The following is a 20,535-nucleotide window of genomic DNA, read 5'->3' as shown; positions in this document are numbered from 1 at the left end:
GAGCGTGTGGCCATGCCACCGGACGCGCGGTCGCGCAAGCCCACGCGGGCGCTAAGAATGCGTAAATTTTCGTTGCCTAGTCTAACAACCGGCGCCTGAGGCGTGGCCCGGCGCAAGCCGGGACGGCTCCGCCACGCCGCCGCCGCGCATATCCGTCGCCCCTTGGGCGAGGCACTCCGGTGAGGCCCCCCGCCGGACCCTCAACCGGCCCCCGCCGGACCCAACCGGACCCACGCCGGACCCCAACCGGCCCGACGCCGCCCGCACCCCGCTCGCGCGCCCGCCCGCCGCCGTCACCGGGAACCGGGCGCTCCGGTTCAGGCGTGACGCCCCGTATGGGCCGCCGGGGTGGGCGCCTAGAGTTGCCCCTGCGCGGTTCCCCGCCCCCTAGGCCGTACGTCCCACCCCCCTCGAAGGACAGCGATGCCCGCAAAGAAACGCTCCCGGCGAGCCCGCCTGGTTGTGATCACTCTGGTGTTGCTGTTGCTCGGGGGCCTGGTCGGCGGCGCCTTCTGGGCCACCGGCACCGTGCGGGACTCCTTTCCGCAGACCACGGGCTCGGTGAAGCTGGAGGGCCTGTCCGGCACCGTCGAGGTCAAGCGCGACGCCAACGGCATCCCGCAGGTCTACGCTGCCAGCGCCGAAGACCTGTTCATGGCGCAGGGGTTCGTGCAGGCCCAGGACCGGTTCTGGGAGATGGACGTACGCCGCCACACCACCGCCGGACGCCTGTCGGAGCTGTTCGGCGAGAGCCAGGTGCGCACCGACGCCTTCCTGCGCACCCTCGGCTGGCGGGACGTCGCCGAGCAGGAGTACGAGAACGAGCTGTCCGACGAGACCAAGCGGCACCTTCAGGCGTACTCGGCTGGCGTCAACGCCTACCTGAAGGACCACGGCGGTTCCGCGCTGTCCGTGGAGTACGCGGCCCTCAGCCTGGTCAACGACGGCTACGAGCCCGAGCCGTGGACGCCGGTGGACTCCGTCGCCTGGCTCAAGGCGATGGCCTGGGACCTGCGCGGCAACCTCAGGCAGGAGATCGACCGGGCGCTGATGAGCTCCCGCCTGGACGAGGACCAGATCGAGGACCTGTACCCGGACTACCCCTACGACCGCAACCGCCCCATCGTCGAGGGCGGCGACGTGGACGCGGCGACGGAGCGCTTCGACCCCGACGCCGAACCGCAGCCGGACACCGGCGACGGCACCGGCGCGCCCGGCCTCCCCGGCCAGGTGCGAACGCAGCTCGGCGGCCTCGCCGCGTCGCTGGACGCGCTGCCCGCTCTGCTGGGGCCCAACGGCAGCGGCATCGGCTCCAACTCCTGGGTTGTCTCCGGGGAGTACACCACCAGCGGGAAGCCGCTGCTGGCCAATGACCCGCATCTCGCGCCGCAACTGCCGTCCGTCTGGTACCAGATGGGTCTGCACTGCACCCGCCTCAGCGAGAAGTGCCCCTACGACGTGGCTGGCTTCACCTTCGCCGGCATGCCCGGCGTCGTCATCGGCCACAACCAGGACATCACCTGGGGCATGACGAACCTCGGCGCCGACGTCACCGACCTCTACCTGGAGAAGATCGAGGACGGCGCGTACCTCTACGACGGCGAGATGGTGCCGTACGAGACGCGCACCGAGACGCTCAAGGTCGCCGGGGGCGAGGACCGCGAGATCACCGTACGCAGTACGCGCAACGGCCCGATCGTCTCCGACCGCGACGCCGAACTCGGCGAGGTCGGCGAAAGCGCGCCGGTCACCGGACCGGCCCCCGACCGCGGCGACGGCTACGCCGTCTCCCTGCGCTGGACGGCGCTCACCCCGTCCAGGACCATGGACGCCGTCTTCGCCCTGAACCGGGCCGATGACTTCCCCGCCTTCCGTGCCGCCGCCCGCGACTTCGCCGTGCCGTCCCAGAACCTGATCTACGCCGACACCCAGGGCAACATCGGTTACCAGGCGCCCGGCCAGATCCCCGTCCGGGGCCAGGGCGATGGCCGCTACCCGGCTCCCGGCTGGGACCCGGAGCACGCCTGGACCGGCTACATCGACCAGCAGGCCCTGCCGTACGAGTTCAACCCCGAGCGCGGCTACATCGTCACCGCCAACCAGGCCGTCATCGACCCGGAGACCTACCCCCACCTGCTGACCGAGGACTGGAGTTACGGCACCCGCAGCCAGCGGATCAACGACCTCGTCCAGTCGAAGATCAAGGATGGCGGGAAGATCTCCATGGACGACATGCAGAAGATGCAGCTGGACGACAGCAGTGAGATCGCCAAGCTGCTCGTCCCGTACCTGATGAAGATCGACGTCGAGGACCCCTACATCCGCGAGGCCCAGCAGCTGCTGGAGGGCTGGGACTACACCCAGGGTGCCGCGTCCGCGCCCGCCGCGTACTTCAACGGCGTCTGGCGCAACCTGCTGACGCTCACCTTCGGCACGAAGCTGCCCAAGGAGCTGCGGGTGGAGGGCGAGTGCCTGAACGTGCGGCCCGCCGACGACTCCGGGCCGCTGGAGGACCTGGACGGCACCGCCCGTACCGTGCGCGAGTGCGGCGAGCGCAGCCCCGCCACCGCCCAGCCCGACGGCGGCGACCGCTGGTTCGAGGTCGTCCGCCGCCTGCTGGACGACCCGGACAACGCCTGGTGGACCGCCCCCGCCGACGGTCTGGAATCCCCGGCCGCCCAGGGGCGCGACGAGGTGCTGGCACGCGCCATGAAGGACGCGCGCTGGGAGCTGACCACCAAGCTCGGCAAGAACATCGACACCTGGAGCTGGGGCCGCCTGCACAGCCTGATGCTCCAGAACCAGACGCTCGGCACGGAGGGCCCCGGCCTCGTCCAGCGGCTGCTCAACCGTGGCCCGTGGGAGCTGGCTGGCGGCAAGGACGCGGTCAACGCCAACGGCTGGAACGCGGCCGGCGGTTACGACGTGACGTGGGTGCCGTCGATGCGGATGGTCGTCAACCTCGCCGACTTCGACAAGTCACGCTGGATCAACCTCACCGGCGCCAGCGGCCACGCGTACCACCCGCATTACATCGACCAGACGGAGCTGTGGGCGGAGGGCGAGCTGCTGCCGTGGGCGTACAGCCGCGAAGCCGTGGACGACGCGACGCGGGACACGATGGCGCTGACGCCGTAACCGCCAGGCGTCGCGCGCCGGAGCCGCGCCGAGCCGCACCGGAGCGAGGAGGGCTGGCGGGCGCTGAGCCGGTGCGCGGCGGGCTGAGACGGACCGAGCCGGAGCCGCGCCGAGCCGCGCCGGAGCGAGGCACCCGCGCCGGGGTGGCGCCGGGTTAGCCGAACCGGTGTACGCCCGCTGGTGTCACCGCGGCGGTCACCGGGCGGTCGTGCGGCTCGGCCGGGACGGACGCCAGCACCTCGTGCGCGTACAGCACCACCACCAGCGCGGGCGCCGCGCCCGCCGACGCCAGCCGCTCCAGCACCCGGTCGTAGGAGCCGCCGCCGCGTCCCAGCCGCAGCCCGCTGGCGTCCACCGCCAGCCCGGGCAGCAGCACGGTGTCCGCGGCCAGCACCGCGTCCGGCCCGAGCCGCGGGCCGCCCGGCTCCCACAGTCCACGCGTCGCCGGGACGAGCGCGCCCAGGCCCGCGTACGCGGCCCAGTCCAGGTCGTGGTCGGCTTGGAGCACCGGCAGCAGCACCCGCACACCGCGCGTCCGCAGCGTGTCCAGCAGCTCGCGCGTGCCGGGTTCGGCGCCGACGGAGACGTACGCGGCCACCGTGCCCGCGTCCGCGAGTTCCGGCAGCCGCACCGCCTGTGCCGCCAGCGCGCGCGCCGCCGCGGCCACCGCCTCGCGCGGCATCCCGGCGCGCCGCGCCAGCAGCTCGCGGCGCAGCTCCCGCTTCCTTGCTCCGGCCGCCGGTGGCTCCGTACGGTTCACCTGTCGTACACCTTCCGTCAGCACTGTGGTCGCGTCATCCGTGCGGTCCGCCGCAGGGGCATGGTGCCACCCCTCCCCAGCCTGGACCGCCCGAGAGCGCGCACCAGCAGATAAGATTCCCGCCATGACTTCGCCACGTACCCGGATCAGCAAGGCCGTGGTTCCAGCCGCGGGCCTCGGTACCCGCTTTCTGCCCGCCACGAAGGCCACGCCCAAAGAGATGCTTCCGGTCGTGGACAAGCCCGCGATCCAGTACGTCGTCGAGGAAGCGGTCGCCGCCGGGCTGGCGGACGTGCTCATGGTCACCGGTCGCAACAAGCGTCCGCTGGAGGACCACTTCGACCGCAACTACGAGCTGGAGCAGGTTCTGCGGGCCAAGGGTGACGAAGGCCGGCTGGAGCGGGTGCAGGAATCCAGCGACCTGGCCGCCATCCACTACGTGCGCCAAGGCGACCCCCGGGGCTTGGGCCACGCCGTCCTGTGCGCGGCGCCGCACGTCGGCGACCAGCCGTTCGCCGTCCTGCTGGGCGACGACCTCATCGACCCGCGCGACCCGCTGCTCGCCAAGATGATCGAGGTGCGGGAGCGGCACGGCGGCAGCGTCATCGCGCTGATGGAGGTGGAACCGGCCATGATCCACCTCTACGGCTGCGCCGCCGCCCGTCCCACGGACGACGGCGACGTCGTCACCGTGCGTGACCTGGTGGAGAAGCCCGACGCCGACCAGGCGCCCAGCAATCTCGCCATCATCGGCCGCTACGTGCTCGACCCGGCCGTCTTCGACGTGCTGCGCCGCACCGAGCCCGGCCGCGGCGGCGAGATCCAGCTGACCGACGCCCTCCAGACGATGGCGGCCGACCCCTCGCTCGGCGGCCCCGTCCACGGCGTTGTCTTCCGCGGCCGCCGCTACGACACCGGCGACCGTGGCGACTACCTGCGCGCCATCATCCGTCTCGCCTGCGAACGCGAGGACCTGGGCCCGGAGTTCCGCGCGTGGCTGCGGCACTTCGTCGCCGAGGAACTGCCGGGCGGCGCTCCCGGGGAGCCCGCCCGGGGCAACGGGTCCGGTGACGCGGACCGCGCCACAGAAGCCGTCCTCCGGGGGGCCGTACACCGGTGAACGACACCTGGTCCGTGGACGACCACCTCGCCGACATCCTCGGCTCGGTCCGCCCGCTGGAGCCCATCGAGCTGCCGCTGCTGGAGGCGCAGGGCTGCGTCCTGGTCGAGGACGTGCTGGTGCCTGCCCCGCTGCCGCCGTTCGACAACAGCTCCATGGACGGCTACGCCGTGCGCGTGGCGGACCTGCGCGGGGCCAGCGAGGACTACCCGGCGGTGCTCACCGTCATCGGCGACATCGCGGCGGGCGGCGGTGAGCTGCCCACCGTGGCGCCCGGGCAGGCCGCCCGCATCATGACCGGTGCCCCGCTGCCACCCGGTGCGGAGGCCGTCGTCCCGGTGGAGTGGACCGACGGCGGCACCGGCGGCGGCCCCGCCGACGCCATGACGGCGCACTCCGCCGACCCGGCCGGTGCGGGCGGCGAGGTGCGCGTGCACCGCCCGGCGCGCGCGGGCCAGCACGTGCGGGCGCGCGGCAGCGACGCGGCCTCCGGCACGCTCGCGCTGCGCGCCGGTACCGTGCTCGGGCCGCCACAGCTGGGGCTGCTCGCCGCCATCGGACGCGGCGCGGTGCCGGTGCGTCCCCGTCCGCGCGTGGTGGTGATGTCCACCGGCAGCGAACTCGCCCAGCCCGGCGAGGAGCTGACACCGGGCCGCATCCACGACTCCAACAGCTACGTGCTGACCGCCGCCGCCCGCGACGCCGGCGGCCTGCCCTACCGCGTCGGCGCCGTCACCGACGACGCCGGCTCCCTGCGTTCGGCCATCGAGGACCAGCTCTCCCGCGCCGACGTGATCGTCACCAGCGGCGGCGTCAGCGTCGGCGCCTACGACGTCGTCAAGGAGGCGCTGAGCGGCATCGGCACCTCGCCCGGAGACAACCTGGTGGCCTGGGGCAGCGGCGTGGAGTTCCGGCGGCTGGCGATGCAGCCGGGCAAGCCGCAGGGGTTCGGCCTGATCGGCGCCGAGCGGGTGCCGCTGCTGGCGCTGCCCGGCAACCCGGTGAGCGCCTACGTCTCCTTCGAGCTGTTCGTGCGCCCGGTGATCCGCACCCTGCTGGGCTCCGAAGAGGTGCACCGGCCACGGGTGCGGGCCCGGCTGGCGCTGGCCCAAGCGGCGGCCCCGCTGTCCTCGCCGCGCGGCAAGCGGCAGTTCCTGCGCGGCGGCTACACCCCGCCGGGTGAGGGCACCGGGCCGGGCACCGTCCGTCCGGTGGGCGGCGCGGGCTCCCACCTGATCGCCGCGCTGGCGCAGGCCAACGCGCTCATCGTGCTCCCCGAGTCCGTCACCGAGGCGGCCGACGGCGATGAGCTGGACGTCGTGCTGCTCGGCTGACGGCGCCGCCGTCGGCCCGGGCCGGTACGGTGTTCCCTCATGAACAGCCAGCAACACCTCACGCACCTGGACGAGTCCGGGGCCGCCCGCATGGTGGACGTCTCCGGCAAGGACGTCACCGCGCGTACCGCCCGCGCCACCGGGCGCGTCCTGGTCGCGCCCCGCGTCGTCGAGCTGCTGCGCGGCGCGGATGGCGGCCTGCCCAAGGGGGACGCCCTCGCCACCGCCCGCATCGCCGGGATCATGGGGGCGAAGAAGACGCCGGAGCTGATCCCGCTGTGCCACCCGCTGGCGGTCTCCGGGGTGCGGGTAGAGCTGCACGTGGCCGAGGACGCCGTGGAGATCGCGGCCACGGTGAAAACCACCGACCGCACCGGTGTGGAGATGGAGGCGCTCACCGCCGTCTCCGTCGCCGCGCTGACGGTGGTGGACATGGTGAAGGCCGTGGACAAGGGCGCGGTGATCAGCGACGTCCGCGTGGAGGAGAAGACCGGCGGTACGTCGGGGGAGTGGAGGCGCGCATGAGCCCCGTCCGCGCACTGGCGGTCACCGTCTCGGGCCGGGCCTCGGCCGGGGTGTACACCGACACCGGCGGGCCGCTGCTGGTGGAGGGGCTGCGGGGGATGGGCTTCGAGGTGGAAGGCCCCAGCGTCGTCCCCGACGGCGAAGCGGTCGAACAGGTGCTGCGCGCCGCCGTGGCCTCCGGCTACGACGTCGTGCTGACCACCGGCGGAACCGGTTTGACGCCCACCGACCTCACCCCGGAGATGACCGGCCGCGTCCTGGACTACGAGATCCCCGGCATCCCCGAGGCCATCCGGGCCTACGGCCGCCCCAAGGTGGCCACCGCCGCGCTCTCCCGTGGCCTGGCCGGGGTGGCGAAACGTACCCTGATCGTGAACCTCCCCGGCTCCCGGGGCGGGGTGAAGGACGGCCTGGCCGTCCTCGCCGACCTGCTGCCACACGCCGTCGATCAGCTGCGCGGCGGCGATCACCCCAGAGGGGATGCCCACTGAACGCCGTATGGCCGGTGGAGCTGGCGGACGGCGACGTCGCCCTCCGCCCCATAAAGCTGCGCGACCACCGCGCCTGGCGCGAGGTGAACCAGCGCAACCGGGGCTGGCTGCGCCCGTGGGAGGCCACCGTCCCGCCGGTGCCGCCGGGCCACGTGACGCCGCAGCGGCCCACCTACCGGCAGATGGTGCGGCACCTGCGCGGCGAGGCGCAGGCCGGGCGGATGCTGCCGTTCGTCATGCTGTGGCGCGGGCAGCTCGCGGGCCAGCTGACGGTCGCGGGCATCACCTGGGGCTCGATGTGCTCGGCGCACATTGGCTACTGGATCGACCAGTCCGTCGCCGGGCGCGGAATCACCCCGACAGCGGTCGCGCTCGCCGTGGACCACTGCTTCCACCGCGTTGGTCTGCACCGCATCGAGGTGTGCGTCCGTCCCGAAAACGTGCCCAGCCGCCGCGTGGTGGAAAAGCTGGGGTTCCGCGAGGAGGGCCTGCGCCCGCGTTACCTCCACATCGACGGCGCCTGGCGTGACCACCTGGTCTACGCCCTCACGGCCGAGGAGGTCCCCGAGGGCCTGCTGGCCCGCTGGCGCGAACGCACCGTCCCGGATACCTCGCAGAAATAGCCGCGTGCTATCGGTCCACCGTCCCCCGCGAATTCGACATCATGTTCGAATTCTTTCCCTGGTGACCTCCGTGTTCCCGTCCTGAAAAAGTTTCGAGATGTCTGGCAGATCGTGCGACACACCGCGTCAATTGGCTGATGCGTTTCCTCAAACCCCTCTACGGTGTGAGGCGTGAGCAGCAGCGGCCTCATCTACGCAGTCATCGTCGGGGCCTGGGCCGCCTACCTGGTGCCGATGTGGCTCCGTCGCCAGGACGAGCTGAACGACGCGCGTCCGACGGAACGGTTCACCACCGCCATCCGGATGCTGACCGGCCGGGCAGCAGCCGACCGGCGCCGGAGCCCGGCGCCCGGGGCCCGAACCGATGACGCGGCGACGCCCGGAGAGCCGGACGGCACCTACGACGCCGACCGGCCCCGCACCGACCCCGCACCGCACGGTGGTGAGGACCGGCCCGCCGCCGGACGCGCCTTCGAGGAGCGCGCCGCCCGCGCCCGGGTGCTCGCCCGCCGCCGTCGCACCACGATGGTCCTCTTCCTCGCCCTCACCGTCGGCGCCGTCGCCGCGGCCGTCGGCGGCGTGCGCCTGCTGTGGGCGCCCGCCGCACCCGCCGTCCTGCTCACCGTCTACGTCGTCTACCTGCGCGGGCAGGAACGTCACCGCCACGCCGTGAAACTGGACCAGCGCCGCGCGGAGGCCGCCGCCCGCCAGCTGCACGAGCGGCGCCGCGCCACCGTCCCCGAACCCGCCGCCGCACCCGCCCCCACGCCAGCCCCCACCGCCACCGCCGACCGGCGCGCCCTGGTGGAGGAGACCGACCACGCCGAGTGGATCGACCAGCAGCGCGCCCCGCGCGGCCCCTCCGGCCCCGACGGCTGGGACCCCGTGCCCGTTCCCCTGCCCACCTATGTCAACGCCCCGGTCGCCCCCCGCAGCGCCACCGATGTGGACCTCGGCGCCCCCGACGCCTGGAGCTCCGCCCGCGCCGAGCCCCCCGCCGACGAGCGCCGCCCCACCCCCACCCCCCTCTACGACCAGTACGCCGACGACACCCGCCCCCGCGCCGCTAACGGGTAGCCACGGATTTCACCGCCCCCCACCAGGGGTGCTACAGTTTCACCCGTCGCAAACAAGGGCCTGTAGCGCAGTCCGGTAGCGCATCTCGTTCGCAACGAGAGGGTCAGGGGTTCAAATCCCCTCAGGTCCACAGCACGTAGAGCCCCGGCCGGGGATATTCCGGCCGGGGCTCTCTGACGTGCTGTGGGATTTATGCCCGGGCGGGCGCCTGCGGTTCGGTTTCCGTGGAAGGAGGCGGTGTGGGGGAGGTGAAGCGGAGCCAGCCGTCGTCCACCGGGGCGCGGCGCATCAGGCGCAGGTCGCGCAGGTAGTTCTGGTGCAGGCGCCACGGTGCGGACGGGCCCTGCCGGGGGAGGGTGGCCAGGCTGCGCTGCACGTAGCCGGAGGTGAGGTCGAGGAGCGGGCTGAGCTCGCCGTCACCGGTGAAGGGCGGCGGGGTCGGCGTGGCGACCTGGCGGCCGGTGTCGCGCAGGTGGTTGAGCACGCGGCACACGTAGCGGGCGACGAGGTCAGCCTTCAGCGTCCAGGAGGCGTGGGTGTAGCCGAGGGTGAGCGCGAAGTTGGGCACGCCGGAGAGCATCATGCCCTTGTAGGCGACGGTGTGGGCGGGATCGACGACCTGGCCGTCAACGGTGAGGGTGAGGCCGCCGAGCAGGCGCACGTTCAGGCCGGTGGCGGTGACGATGACGTCGGCCTCCAGGGCGGCGCCGGAGCGCAGGGCGAGGCCCGTTTCGGTGAAGGTGTCGATGTGGTCGGTGACGATCTCGGCGGTGCCCGCGCGCAGGGCGCGGAAGAGGTCGCCGTCGGGGACGAGGCACAGGCGCTGGTCCCACGGGTTGTAGCGCGGCGCGAAGTGGGTGTCGATCGCGTAGTTCGCGGGAAGCCACCGCCGCAGCCCCCTGCGCAGTAGCGCCTTCATCAGCTTCGGCTGGCGGCGGCTGAGCTGGTAGCTGCCGAGCTGGACGAGGACGTTCTTCCACCGCACCGCCGCGTACGCCGCCTTCGCGGGCAGCGTGCCGCGCAGGAGCCGGGCTATCGGGTCGCGGGCGGCCAGGGTGGTGACGTAGGACGGGGAGCGCTGGAGCATCGTCACCCGCGCGCCGCGTTCGGCGAGCGAGGGGACCAGCGTCACGGCGGTGGCGCCGCTGCCGATGACCACGACGCGCTGGCCGGTGACGTCCAAGCCCTCGGGCCACTGCTGCGGGTGCACGACCGGCCCGGTGAACCGCTCGCGGCCCGGGAAGGGCGGTGCGTAGCCCTCGTCGTAGCGGTAGTAGCCCGTGCACGCGTGCAGGAACGCGCAGGTGAACACGGCGGGCTCGCCGGTGTCGGTGCGTTCGGCGTGCACCGTCCAGCGCGCCTGCGCGCTCGACCACTGGGCGCGCACCACCGTGTGCCGGTAGCGGATGTGCTGATCGACGCCGTACGCGCGCGCGGTGTCGCGAACGTACCGGAGGATGGAGGCGCCGTCGGCCAGCGCCTTCTCACCCGGCCACGGGCGGAAGGAGTAGCCGAGGGTGAACATGTCGGAGTCCGAGCGCACGCCGGGGTAGCGAAAGAGGTCCCAGGTGCCGCCGCTGGCCTCGCGTGACTCCAGGACGGCGTAGCTGTGGTCCGGGCTCTCGCGCCGCAGGTGGCAGGCGGCGCCGATGCCGGAGAGCCCCGCGCCGATGATCAGCACGTCCACGTGTTCCGGGCGCGGCTCGGGTGGGGGTGGCACGTGTTCCTGCCTTCCTCGCAGCGGTGGGACGGTCGCCGGGCCATCTGGCGACAGGGGGTGACAGCGGCACGCTGATGGGGGTGCACGAGCGCACGGGTACGTTGGGCGCCGGCTGGCGGGACCGGGGGTTCGGTCCCCGGGGGTCCGGCGGCTGGCGCCGCTAGGTAAGCGGGTGCAGCGGCTTGGCGTAGCAGCGGCTTTCCGGCTCGCAGCGGTAGTAGCCGAACTTGGCGCACGGCTCATACCCCGCCGAGACGTACAGCGCGATCGCCTCCGGCTGCTTGGTGCCCGTCTCCAGGACCATCCGGGTGCGCCCGGCCGCGCGGGCGTCCGCCTCCAGCTGCGCGAGGATGGCGCGCGCCAGCCCGCGTCCCCGGGCTTCGGGGACGACGAACATGCGCTTGATCTCGGCGTCCCCGTCCGAGTAGCCCTCGCCGTCCTGGTCCATGGCGCGCCAGCCGCCGGTGGCGACCGGGCGTTCGGTCTCGTCGTAGGCGAGCAGGTACAAACCCTTCGGCGGGACGAACATCTGTGGGGAGAGCGGGGTGGCGTCCCCCTCGGTGTCGTAGCGCCTGGCGTACTCCAGCTGCACCTCGGCGTCGAGCTTCTGCGCGTCGGGGTGGTCGTACCGTGTGCGGGCGATGTGCATATCAGCATGGTAGGTAGGGTGCGTCTGTGCTTGAGGTCTCGACGGTCAACGTGAACGGACTGCGGGCGGCCGCCGGGAAGGGCTACGGGCCCTGGCTCGCGGGCTGCGCCGCTGACGTGGTGTGCCTGCAAGAGGTGCGGGCGCTGCCGGAGCAGCTTCCCGAGGCGGTGCGCGCCCCGGACGGCTGGCACGCGCGGTGGGCGCCGTCGGCCGTCAAGGGACGGGCCGGTGTGGCGGTTCTCACCCGCCGCGCGCCGGACGCGGTACGGGTCGGGTTCGGTGTCGAGGAGTTCGACGCGGCCGGACGCTACCTGGAGGTGGACCTGCCCGGCGTGACCGTCGCCAGCCTGTACCTGCCCTCCGGTGAGGTCGGCACCGAACGGCAGGCGGAGAAGGAGCGGTTCATGGCCGCGTTCCTGCCCTACCTGGCCGCGCTGCGGACGCGTGCGGCGGCGGCGGGCCGCGAGGTGCTGGTGTGCGGTGACTGGAACATCGCCCACCAGGAGGCCGACCTGAAGAACTGGAAGGCCAACCGCAAGAACTCCGGGTTCCTGCCCGAGGAGCGGGCCTGGCTGAGCCGGGTGTTCGACCCGGCCGACGGCGGCTACGCCGACGTGGTGCGGCAGCAGTACCCCGAGCAGGCCGGGCCGTACTCGTGGTGGTCCTACCGGGGCCGGGCGTTCGACAACGACAGCGGCTGGCGCATCGACCTGCTGGCCGCGACGCCCGGGCTGGCCGCACGCTGCGTCAAGGCGCACGTGGAGCGGGCGGCCAGCCACGGCGAGCGGTGGACAGACCACGCCCCGGTCACGGCGGTGTTCGGGGACTAGCCGACACCGGTGCCGTCCTGGGCGGGGGCTCAGGTGCCGGGCTTGCGGCCCCAGATGTGGACGTCGTCCCCCGTCTTCAGCAGGCTCCAGTACTTCCGGGCATCCGCGTCGCGCATGTTGACGCAGCCGTGGGAGCCCGGGGGCGCCCAGACGCTGCCCTTGATGGAGTGGAACGCGATGCCGCCGTCGAAGAACTGGCTGTAGGGCATCGCGACGTCGTACAGCGTGGACCAGTGGTCCTTGTTCTTCCAGTAGATCTTCTTGGCGCCGGTGCGCGTCTCGTGGCCGTCGCGGCCGGTGCGCACGGGCACCGGCCCGTAGACCAGTCTGCTGCCGTCCTGCACCCAGCTGAGCTGCCGGGTGAGGTCCACGCAGGCGATGCGGCCCTTGTTCGTGGGGCACGTGCCCGCTTTGTTCGGCGTCTTCCCGGCGCTCTTCTGCACGTTCATCAGGCTCATCACGCCCCAGGTGATGGGGCCCGCGTAGCCGGCGTTCGGGGATATGCCGTGCCGGGTCTGGAAGGTCTGGATCGCCTTGCAGTCCCGGGCCGACTGGCGGCCGTCCACCGTCAGGCCGAGGAAGCCTTCGACCTGGCGCTGGTGGCTGCCGGTGCTGGGGTTGCACCACGGTGCCGCCTGTGCGGGTGCGGCGGTGGCCACCAGGCCCAGCGGGGCCGCGACCGCCGCGACCGCCAGCGTCGCGCCCACCCTGCGGCGGCGGGCTCCTCTTCGCGTCGTTGCCATGAGGTGCGTGCTCCCTCCCTGACGCCCGGGTCCGGCTGTCGCCGGAGTGGCCCGCGCGCGTCAGGGAGACGCTTTCACCCCGGGTGATGGTTGCGCTACACCGCCTCCCGCGCCTCCCCGGCGGCGCCCTCAGGACATCGCGATTACGCTGGGTCAATGAGCGGGAACAGTGCGGAGACGTGGGTGTGCTCGGCCGAGGACGCGCAGGCACAGGTGGCGCTGCTGGCCGACCAGTGGGCGGAGGCCGTCGTCTCCAACGACGCCGACCGCATCGCCCCCTACCTGGCGGACGACTGGGCGGTGGTTTCCGGCACCGGCGTCACCGCGCGCGAGGAGTTCCTTGGGCTGGTCCGCTCCGGGGAGCTCAGCCACTCGGCGATGACCCTGGTCTCACCCGTCCGCGTCCGCGCCTGGGGTGCGACGGCGACGTTCACCGCCCGCGTCTCCAGCACCACCTACCTGCGCGGCGAGCGGCACGACACCACCACGTGGTCCACCGATGTCTTCGTCCGCCACGATGGCGCCTGGCGCTGCGTCCTGAGCCAGACCACCCCGGCCACCACCCCCGTCCCCCCGGCCGCGCCCTGACCCACCGCTACCCGCGCTGGCCGACGCACCCCGCGCCGACCAGGGCGTATCCCTGGTGCGGCTGGCGGTGCCGAACCCTGACACGAGACGGCCGGGGCCGCCACCCCTGGGTGGGCTAGTCCGACAGCGGCCCGTCGTCCATCATCCTTCCGGCTGGGGAACCTCTTGGGAAAGTAGCGGCTTACGCAAGACGGTGTTCCCACCTTAGCGACGGGGTTGCGTCGATCCAGTACAGATGGGAGTCGGCGGTGACGCGGAGCCGCACAGCGTCGATATCCGGCACCCCGGCGTCCTGCCAGGCGATGAGGGCGCGTTCCACGTCGTCCCACAACGCCACAGGGCCGCCCTGGCGGACAACCCAGCTGTCGCCTTCGGTGAGGAACTCAGCGAAAGACTCCCGCTCAGGATCGAAGACGTACAGGAGTGGGGTGCCGTCGCTGGTCGTGGCCCGAACGAGCTGTGCGCCGGGTGCCGTGAGCTGGGCGACGAAGGCGGGCATCCACTCCTCCAGCATGAGGGGGGACACCTTCGCCGTACGCTCGCTGTCGGCGTAGGCAGTGAGTGCGGAGAGGTCGCCGGCCACCGGAGCGACTGTTTGTGCGCGGGCCTGCATGAATGACGAGCGGCCGATGATGCGACCCTCGGCGGTGCGGTCCTCGTTCACGGTGACCTTCGCCAGGCCGGTGCCGTAGGGCCAGGAGCCGATCGTCGCCAGGATGCATCCTCCCGGTTTCGTCTGCCTGATCCATGAGTACGGGAGGCGGCGCACGGCACAAGTGGCGATCACACGGTCAAACGGTGCCCGGCGTGGGTGTCCGAGAAGTCCGTCGCCGGTCACGGTCCACGTCGAGAATCCGGCTGCTTCCAGGGCGGCGTCTGCGCGGGCTGCGACCTCCGGGTCCACCTCGATTGTGGTGACGTTGTCCTCGCCGAGATGATGGCACATCAGGGCGGCGGAATAGCCGGTGCCGGTGCCGATCTCCAGGACGTGGTGACCTGCGTCCAGGTCCAGGCTCTCGATCATGCCGACGACGGTGGTCGGGTCGGTGGACGATGACGTGGGTACCCCCGTCACTGGCTCTCCGCACTGGTCGGCGGTCAGGTGGCCGTCGAGCTGGGTGGTGAGGGTTTCCGCGCTGTAGGCGAGCCTCAGCCACTCCTCTCGGGTCGTGCCGAGTGGGGTGATGGGCCGCCAGGTCCTTCCCTCATCGACGAACACGCCAGGGTTGAGGAACTGCTCGCGAGGCACGGCCTCCACGGCAGCCCGCAGCCACGGGAGTGTGAGAACCCCCTTGTCTGCCAGCAGGCCAGCCAGGCGGCGCCGCTCGGATGCTGAGTCGTTCACGGGCTGTCTCCTTGTGTGAGTAGTTCGGCGAAGGCTGCGGACATCTCCAGTCCGGTCTTCGGCTCCAGCCATCCCCATTGACCGTTTGGATTCAGCTCCAGCCACCAGTGGTTGCCCGCCCCATCGAGAGCCAGGTCGAAGCTGCCGGACACAAGGTGGAAGTGGTCCAGGTAGGTGAGCAGCGCCCGGTCCATTCGGTCGGGAAGCTTCGCCACGGTGTAGGAGAGTGCGGAATAGTCCTTGCGCCAGTCCAGCAGATCGGAGCCGATGCGTACGGCGAACACCTGTCGGCCCACGACGAGGACGCGAAGGTCAGCGACCTTGTCTACGCGGGCCTGGAAGAGGTGTGGCGTCACACGCACGCTATCGTCGATCTCATCGGCGGTGACGAGGTCTGCCCAACCCGTCACACGGATGCCATCCCTCTCGTATGGCGTCCATCGCAGGGTCTTGTAGATCACCTGGTTGTGCGACGCGATGAAGGCGCGGGCTTCCGCAGGGTCGTTGGTCACCAGAGTGGGGGGAACCGTGAAGCCGAGCCGCTGTGCGACCGCGAGCTGGGTGGGTTTGTAGTCGGCTGCGGTGTTGAAAAGGGGGTGATTGACCCACAGCGGGCCGTCAAGGGCGTAGAGGGTTCCCCCGAGACCGTAACGGGCTTGCGCGGCCGCGAACCGTGCGTCGTGATCGCTCAGGTGCGGGAAGGCGGGCCATTCAGGCCGACGCCAGTACACGGACCGCACATCGGTCAGGTCGGCGGTTCTCGACGGGGTACGCACCTGCCCGACCACGGGGGCCGGGCAGGTGCCGAACCGAGCCGAGACCGTCAGGTCCGCGCCGATGTCGGCGGGGTTGAACCTGACCACCGGCACGTCTCGCCGGTTGAGTTCGGTGATTACCATGTCGGCGGTAATGTCGTCCGCCTCGGTGGCCACCAGTACCGGCCTCTCCTCGGTCCCGGCCATCAGTCTTGCTGGCTGTCCTGGTCGTGGCCCTGGTCGTTCCGGGAGTCCGAGTTCGTGGTCGTGGAGGTCTCGGTGCCGGAGCTGGTGCCGTGCTTGCCCATCTCGACGACTTGGCCGTGACGGTCACGGAACACCCCGAGCTGCGTGACGGGGTCGATGGTGACCCTGGCGTGCGGGAGGCGGGTGGTGGACGGGTACGGCGTGAGGCGGCCGACGCCCCACGGGCTCGCGACGGCGAGCTGCGCGTTCGTACCGGGCGTGTCAACGATCGCGGCCATTGTGCAACGTCCTTTCTCTCATCGACCCTCGGCTCGGACGAGCCGAGGGGGTGCCCGCTGCGTACAGTGGGCGCCCGCGCTGGCAGGGGGGAAGTCCAGCCGAGCGCGGAAGCATGGGGTCAATCGCCCTGCCGTCGCTCGTATGCCACGGCTTCCCTAAGGCGCTGAAGGCTCCGCTGCCCCTGTTTCTCGAAAACCCGCTCAGAGAGCATGCGCGCCTGCACGATGGTTCGAGCTGTACTCCCAGGCAGCCCCGGCACTCGCCGGTCGTCCGGTACGCCGGATCTGCAGCCACAGCGGACGAGGGTGAACCTGCACGGCTTGGCGTGCTTCCCATCACGCGCCTTCCTTGGCTACCAGGCAGGCCCAGACGACCTTGCCCGGGCCGTTGTCGTGGACGCCCCAGGAACTGGAGAGGGCCTGGACGATGAGCAGACCGCGACCCGTCTCCTCGTCGTCGGCTGTCTTCCTGCTGGCCACGGTCTGCCGCGACCCGTCGCCCACAGCGATACGCACCCGGTGATGGGTGAGCCGCTCCACACTGATGTGGACAAGGCGACACCCACTGTGCTGAACGGAGTTGGCGACCAACTCGGAGACGCAGAGCATGCCTGCATCGACCAGCTCTCCCAGAACCCACGTGTTCAAGGCTGCGCTGACAAGGCGTCGTGCCCGACCTGCGGACTGCGGTTCGCAGGGAAGTGTCGCGCTATATCCAGGGAGCCCAACGCCGTTGGCTTGGATCGCGGTCAAGGTCACGGGTCTTCCCTCCGAGACGGTGGAGCGCTGCCCTCAAGAGGCGAGCAGTGCTCTCTTCCCTGCAGTTCAATGTCATGAGCGACGCTCTGCCTCTGCACGCGGCGGCGGTGGTGTGCGACGAGGAGAGTCAACCGCCGCACCAGTGCGGGGGGACAGGCGAAATCCCGAGATGCCGTGGGCGTGACCCCGGTGATTGTTACCTTCGGGGTGTCGCCTTCAGGCGCAATCCCGCTACCGTGCGGACGTGGGAGAGAATCGCGAACTGGCTGCAGCGATGGCCGAGTGTCAGATGGGACAAGCGGAGTTAGCCAGACGCGTTAACACCGAAATTGAGAAGCTGACCGGCCATTCAGGGCACATGACGGACCGTGATGTCCGACGCCTGCTAAAGGTTGTCTCGTAAGGGGTCAGCCGTGGGCGAGGTTGTGCATGTGGGCGACGCCGATGGCCNGGCGGCGGCAGTCACGGAGGATCTTCCAGGTCTTCATCCGGGCGAAGACGTGCTCCACGCGGGCTCGTACCCGGCGGTGGGAGGCGTTGTGCTCCTCCTTCCAGTCCGGAAGATGCCCCTGCCCAGCCCGGCGGCGGTGCGGGATGATCGCGCTGGTGCCCTGGTAGCCGCCATCGGCGACCACCATCGCCTCTCCGCAGGCGGCTTCGGCGCCCGAGGCGGGGAAAGCGGTGCAGTCGTTGCGGTTGCCCGGCAGCGGGTCGCCGACGGTGAACACCAGACGGGTGTCCGCCTGGATGACGACCTGGAGGTTCGTCGAGTAGCGGTAGTTCTTCGACGGCGCTGCCACGGTGCGATCGCGGGTGGGCACCAAGGTGCCGTCCACGATCAGCACCTCATCTCGCTTCGGGCGTCGCCGCAGCGGCTGGAGGGCCAGCCAGGGCGCGTGACGGTCGATGATCCGGCCGACCGCGGCCACCGAGATGCCGAACAGCGGCGCGAGCTGCCGCATGGTGAGGTTGGTGCGGTAGTACACCGCGACCAGCAGCACCCGGTCGGCCAGCGGCAGCGACCATGGCCGCCCCGGCCTGCTCTCGGCCAGCTCAGCCCCGCCGGCCTTCTCCACAGCTGTCACCAACCGCCGGAAGCGGCCCGGCGCCAGACCGGTGAACACCTCGATCACGTCACGACGTTCCGCACTCAGCACCTGCACAGTCAGCCCAACGCGCACCAGCCACAACAGTTACGAGACAACCTTTAGGCGGACCGGGTCGTGGTCGGCGCCGAGCAGCGGGGTCTTGCCGCGGTCGATGGGCGGAAATTCAGCGTCCACGCTTTTGGCTCCTAATCAGAAATCTAGATCGAGGTAGTCGATGTCATTCTGTGGTGCAGGTTAGTTGAGAAGGGGGCAGATCCAGTGAATACTCCTGGGGGCTTGCCGCCGGCTCGCATGCACTCGATGACCTGAGCAGTCACGGGTGGGGTTCATGCTTTCACTGTGACTCGCTGGTGTTGTTGATGTAGAAGGCGAAGTAGAACAGTGAGGTGTTGAGGTCGGTTCCCTGGTGTCCGAGGATCTCGTTGTAGAACTGCACCTCGGAGATTTTCCGGCTGGCGAACTTGTGGTAGGCGACGGCGGCGTATGCCTCGCGTAGTTCTCGTGGTGTGATCGGCTGTCCGTCGGCGTCGGTGAACGTGCGTTTGGCGACGATGCCGACTTCTTTGCCGAAGCGCTGTGAATAGGTTTTGTTGTCCAGAGCGGGGTCGATCTCCTCGCGGATGCGGGCGACGGTCTCGAGGACGAGGTCCCGCTCCGCGAGTACGGGGATGGGGTAGGCGGTGGCGGCGCGTTCGGTCTCACGGGTCTTGGTCTGTCCGCTGAACAGGACCTGCGGCGCGTGGGTGGGGTCAGGCTCGAAGCCGCCGACACAGCCGACCTCGTAAGGGCGGCGGCCGGTAAGGGCCACGACGCCGGCGATGGCCGCGGCGTTGGACCACCGGACCTTCGTGTTGTAGCTCAGCAGCGCCACGGCCCGCTCGATGTGCTGCTGCGCGTTCAGCGGCCGCTGGTTGTGGTGCCGTTCCTCGCGCTGCTCCTGCTGGTGCTGGCGGTACTCCGTCACGCGGGCAGCCGAGTACTTGAGCTTCTCCAGGACGGGGGCGTCTTCGCCCAGTTCGGCCTTGATCACGTTTCGGTAGTCGGTGATCAGGCTGCGGTTCGTGGTCGGGGCATACGGCTTGCCCGTCTTTGGGTTGACTCGCCGGTGGATGGCCGACAGTTCGGTGAGCACGGCCATGTGCATCCGCTGCTCGTCGGAGCCGGCGTCGCGGATCTTGGCCACGAAGCGGTCGATCCGCTCCTTGTCAGCCGGAGTCAGCATGGGGAAGCCTTTCGGGTCGCGGGTGGCCGGGGACGGCGCATATCGAGCAGGTGCCGGGCCGGACACCCCACTCTCTAGTATCTTTGGGGTGTATCCCCAAAGATACTAGAGAGTGGGGTGCAGTACAACCGCGCCACACCCACGCCGCGCCGCCCGCACCGGCCCCCACACCCACAGCGCCGCGCAGCCGGACTCCCTAGCCGTCCGGACACGTCGCCCTCCTGCCGCACGGCGCTAGAGCACCCCTCCTGCCGCCACGCTGCCCACCCGCGCGAGCGGCAGGCCGCTCGCGCGACCCGTCCGCTTACGTGCATCTGCGAGAGCGTCCGCCACCACGGTGACTGCGGCTGCAGGCCAGAGAACGAACGTCATCCTCGCGGTGGTGGCCTCGACGAGTTCCTTCCCGAGCCCGCGCCCGGCACGGGCCAGCCGCAGGAGGCGGCATGCCTCGTCGATGAAAGCGTCCTCGGGCGACAGGCCCAGGGGCCGGCAACCGGGCGGCTGACCCGGTCACCTCGAACAGGGGCTCGGCCGCTGTGTCAGCGGCGCTGGTGAGCGTCATGCCGTGCCTTCCGTGGCGGTGGCCCTGCGCTTGAGCAGGCGGTCGTACTTGGTGAGCGAGGGAGCCGGACGGGCATCTCCGGGCAGCCGGGCGAGCAGGGAGATCACCCTGGCCTGCTGCGGCCCGCCCTCGAAGTCCTCGCTGTCCGGCACTGCCCCGACCGTCTGACGGTGCAGCAGCAACACCTCGATCAGCGAGCGGGTGCCCTCCCGCTCGCCCAGCGATTCCCGGGCGCTGCTCTGGTGCGATCCGGTCACAGAGTGGGAATCGAGCCGCTCGGACAAGCACGACCAGTAGTGGGGAACGTGGCACGAGCAAGGTCGCCCTCGGCGGCAGGGCAGATGACCGGGCAGCTCTACCAGTGCGAGCTCGCCCGGCCGCAGCTGGCATGACCCGACCGCCGAGGTTCGCATGGAAATCCTTGACGACACCGAGTTCCTCGAATTCCCCATACCCACAAGGAAGATTGACAGAGTTTCATTCAACCTTCCCAAGAATCCCTTCACGTTCGATTCCTATTTATGAACTGAAGGGAATTCACATAAGGAATCAAGTAAGGAAGGTGACGGCGGTTTAAGCGAGGGAGAGTCAGAATAGTTACATGGGGCCACGTTAAGTCATATTGCACCCTCGCAATAATAAAACAAGGTGCAACGAGGAATTTGGGGAAAGTGAAGAGAAATTCGGGGGGTAAATTTAA

Annotated in this window: 19 protein-coding genes, 1 tRNA gene and 1 pseudogene; 10 read left to right on the top strand and 11 right to left on the bottom strand. The window is 70.7% G+C overall.

All coding sequences use genetic code 11. The features are described 5' to 3' along the window. The first annotated feature begins 423 nt into the window (after positions 1-423). Positions 424-3,138, top strand: coding sequence for a penicillin acylase family protein (locus tag JJV70_RS17830; protein WP_219049005.1), 2,715 nt, complete (start codon positions 424-426; stop codon positions 3,136-3,138). A gap of 154 nt (positions 3,139-3,292) precedes the next feature. Here the strand turns inward: JJV70_RS17830 and JJV70_RS17825 are convergent, their stop codons facing one another. Next, the gene (locus JJV70_RS17825; RefSeq protein WP_257574162.1) at positions 3,293-3,820 is read right to left on the bottom strand and encodes a 5-formyltetrahydrofolate cyclo-ligase; all 528 of its coding nucleotides are present in this window, start codon (positions 3,818-3,820) and stop codon (positions 3,293-3,295) included. 202 nt (positions 3,821-4,022) lie between these two features. On the opposite strand from JJV70_RS17825, the pseudogene galU reads away from it, so the two are divergent. The 7 genes and pseudogenes from galU to JJV70_RS17790 all read left to right on the top strand — a co-directional run. Further along, positions 4,023-4,922: pseudogene (gene galU, locus JJV70_RS17820) on the top strand (UTP--glucose-1-phosphate uridylyltransferase GalU); the annotation flags it as partial. 92 nt (positions 4,923-5,014) lie between these two features. Continuing rightward, a complete protein-coding gene (gene glp / locus JJV70_RS17815) occupies positions 5,015-6,352 on the top strand; it encodes a gephyrin-like molybdotransferase Glp (RefSeq protein ID WP_219049002.1) in 1,338 nt (445 codons plus the stop codon). A gap of 39 nt (positions 6,353-6,391) precedes the next feature. Then, entirely contained in the window at positions 6,392-6,877 is a 486-nt protein-coding gene (moaC, locus tag JJV70_RS17810; protein WP_219049001.1) for a cyclic pyranopterin monophosphate synthase MoaC, read from the top strand. Then, on the top strand, positions 6,874-7,368 hold the full coding sequence (locus tag JJV70_RS17805) for a molybdenum cofactor biosynthesis protein B (RefSeq protein WP_219049000.1): 495 nt from the start codon (positions 6,874-6,876) through the stop codon (positions 7,366-7,368). Before moaC ends, JJV70_RS17805 begins: the two co-directional genes overlap by 4 nt. Before the next feature lie 14 nt (positions 7,369-7,382). Continuing rightward, on the top strand, positions 7,383-7,991 hold the full coding sequence (locus JJV70_RS17800) for a GNAT family N-acetyltransferase (protein WP_374227312.1): 609 nt from the start codon (positions 7,383-7,385) through the stop codon (positions 7,989-7,991). Positions 7,992-8,162: 171 nt separating this feature from the next. Beyond that, positions 8,163-9,068 carry a hypothetical protein gene (locus JJV70_RS17795; RefSeq protein ID WP_219048999.1) on the top strand — a complete coding sequence of 302 codons (906 nt, stop codon included), beginning with the start codon at positions 8,163-8,165 and terminating at the stop codon, positions 9,066-9,068. Between the two features lie 56 nt (positions 9,069-9,124). Then, a tRNA-Ala gene (locus JJV70_RS17790) sits at positions 9,125-9,198 on the top strand. A gap of 60 nt (positions 9,199-9,258) precedes the next feature. Here the strand turns inward: JJV70_RS17790 and JJV70_RS17785 are convergent. Further along, positions 9,259-10,788 (bottom strand): NAD(P)/FAD-dependent oxidoreductase, encoded by a 1,530-nt coding sequence (locus tag JJV70_RS17785; RefSeq protein ID WP_308294881.1) that lies wholly within the window; start codon positions 10,786-10,788, stop codon positions 9,259-9,261. A gap of 160 nt (positions 10,789-10,948) precedes the next feature. Continuing rightward, the gene (locus JJV70_RS17780; protein WP_219048997.1) at positions 10,949-11,437 is read right to left on the bottom strand and encodes a GNAT family N-acetyltransferase; all 489 of its coding nucleotides are present in this window, start codon (positions 11,435-11,437) and stop codon (positions 10,949-10,951) included. A 26-nt stretch (positions 11,438-11,463) separates the two neighbouring features. Here JJV70_RS17780 and JJV70_RS17775 point away from each other — a divergent pair, with 26 nt between their 5' ends. Beyond that, the gene (locus JJV70_RS17775) at positions 11,464-12,267 is read left to right on the top strand and encodes an exodeoxyribonuclease III (protein WP_219048996.1); all 804 of its coding nucleotides are present in this window, start codon (positions 11,464-11,466) and stop codon (positions 12,265-12,267) included. 29 nt (positions 12,268-12,296) lie between these two features. Here JJV70_RS17775 and JJV70_RS17770 read toward each other — a convergent pair whose 3' ends face one another. Beyond that, the gene (locus JJV70_RS17770) at positions 12,297-13,010 is read right to left on the bottom strand and encodes a L,D-transpeptidase (RefSeq protein WP_219048995.1); all 714 of its coding nucleotides are present in this window, start codon (positions 13,008-13,010) and stop codon (positions 12,297-12,299) included. 156 nt (positions 13,011-13,166) lie between these two features. Here JJV70_RS17770 and JJV70_RS17765 point away from each other — a divergent pair, with 156 nt between their 5' ends. Then, positions 13,167-13,598 carry a nuclear transport factor 2 family protein gene (locus JJV70_RS17765; RefSeq protein WP_219048994.1) on the top strand — a complete coding sequence of 144 codons (432 nt, stop codon included), beginning with the start codon at positions 13,167-13,169 and terminating at the stop codon, positions 13,596-13,598. 181 nt (positions 13,599-13,779) lie between these two features. Here the strand turns inward: JJV70_RS17765 and tgmC are convergent, their stop codons facing one another. From tgmC to JJV70_RS17730, 7 genes are all read right to left on the bottom strand, one after another. Continuing rightward, positions 13,780-14,943 carry an ATP-grasp peptide maturase system methyltransferase gene (tgmC, locus tag JJV70_RS17760; RefSeq protein WP_308294880.1) on the bottom strand — a complete coding sequence of 388 codons (1,164 nt, stop codon included), beginning with the start codon at positions 14,941-14,943 and terminating at the stop codon, positions 13,780-13,782. After that, positions 14,940-15,905 carry an ATP-grasp ribosomal peptide maturase gene (gene tgmB, locus JJV70_RS17755; protein ID WP_219048992.1) on the bottom strand — a complete coding sequence of 322 codons (966 nt, stop codon included), beginning with the start codon at positions 15,903-15,905 and terminating at the stop codon, positions 14,940-14,942. The genes tgmC and tgmB overlap by 4 nt, the downstream gene beginning before the upstream one ends. Beyond that, positions 15,905-16,183, bottom strand: a complete 279-nt coding sequence (gene tgmA / locus JJV70_RS17750) for a putative ATP-grasp-modified RiPP (RefSeq protein WP_219048991.1) — start codon at positions 16,181-16,183, stop codon at positions 15,905-15,907. The genes tgmB and tgmA overlap by 1 nt, the downstream gene beginning before the upstream one ends. A gap of 336 nt (positions 16,184-16,519) precedes the next feature. After that, on the bottom strand, positions 16,520-16,942 hold the full coding sequence (locus JJV70_RS17745) for an ATP-binding protein (protein ID WP_219048990.1): 423 nt from the start codon (positions 16,940-16,942) through the stop codon (positions 16,520-16,522). Between the two features lie 407 nt (positions 16,943-17,349). Further along, positions 17,350-18,105: a transposase gene (locus JJV70_RS17740; protein ID WP_219048989.1), complete on the bottom strand. Its 756-nt coding sequence runs from the start codon at positions 18,103-18,105 to the stop codon at positions 17,350-17,352. A gap of 280 nt (positions 18,106-18,385) precedes the next feature. Continuing rightward, positions 18,386-19,273 (bottom strand): protelomerase family protein, encoded by an 888-nt coding sequence (locus tag JJV70_RS17735; RefSeq protein ID WP_219048988.1) that lies wholly within the window; start codon positions 19,271-19,273, stop codon positions 18,386-18,388. A gap of 558 nt (positions 19,274-19,831) precedes the next feature. After that, positions 19,832-20,092: a hypothetical protein gene (locus JJV70_RS17730; RefSeq protein ID WP_219048987.1), complete on the bottom strand. Its 261-nt coding sequence runs from the start codon at positions 20,090-20,092 to the stop codon at positions 19,832-19,834. Between the last annotated feature and the right edge of the window lie 443 nt (positions 20,093-20,535).

The organism is Streptomyces sp. JJ66, from assembly GCF_019303495.1.
GTDB lineage: Bacteria > Actinomycetota > Actinomycetes > Streptomycetales > Streptomycetaceae > Streptomyces.
This window is presented reverse-complemented; position numbering and strand designations above follow the sequence as displayed.

What these genes read in the sequence shown, in the direction of transcription:
- moaC (WP_219049001.1), top strand. Translation starts at nt 6,392, where the DNA reads ATGAACAGCCAGCAACACCTCACGCACCTGGACGAGTCCGGGGCCGCC.
- JJV70_RS17735 (WP_219048988.1), bottom strand. Translation starts at nt 19,273, where the DNA reads ATGCTGACTCCGGCTGACAAGGAGCGGATCGACCGCTTCGTGGCCAAG.
- tgmB (WP_219048992.1), bottom strand. Translation starts at nt 15,905, where the DNA reads ATGGCCGGGACCGAGGAGAGGCCGGTACTGGTGGCCACCGAGGCGGAC.
- JJV70_RS17805 (WP_219049000.1), top strand. Translation starts at nt 6,874, where the DNA reads ATGAGCCCCGTCCGCGCACTGGCGGTCACCGTCTCGGGCCGGGCCTCG.
- JJV70_RS17825 (WP_257574162.1), bottom strand. Translation starts at nt 3,820, where the DNA reads ATGCCGCGCGAGGCGGTGGCCGCGGCGGCGCGCGCGCTGGCGGCACAG.
- JJV70_RS17765 (WP_219048994.1), top strand. Translation starts at nt 13,167, where the DNA reads ATGAGCGGGAACAGTGCGGAGACGTGGGTGTGCTCGGCCGAGGACGCG.
- tgmA (WP_219048991.1), bottom strand. Translation starts at nt 16,183, where the DNA reads ATGGCCGCGATCGTTGACACGCCCGGTACGAACGCGCAGCTCGCCGTC.
- JJV70_RS17770 (WP_219048995.1), bottom strand. Translation starts at nt 13,010, where the DNA reads ATGGCAACGACGCGAAGAGGAGCCCGCCGCCGCAGGGTGGGCGCGACG.
- JJV70_RS17830 (WP_219049005.1), top strand. Translation starts at nt 424, where the DNA reads ATGCCCGCAAAGAAACGCTCCCGGCGAGCCCGCCTGGTTGTGATCACT.
- JJV70_RS17780 (WP_219048997.1), bottom strand. Translation starts at nt 11,437, where the DNA reads ATGCACATCGCCCGCACACGGTACGACCACCCCGACGCGCAGAAGCTC.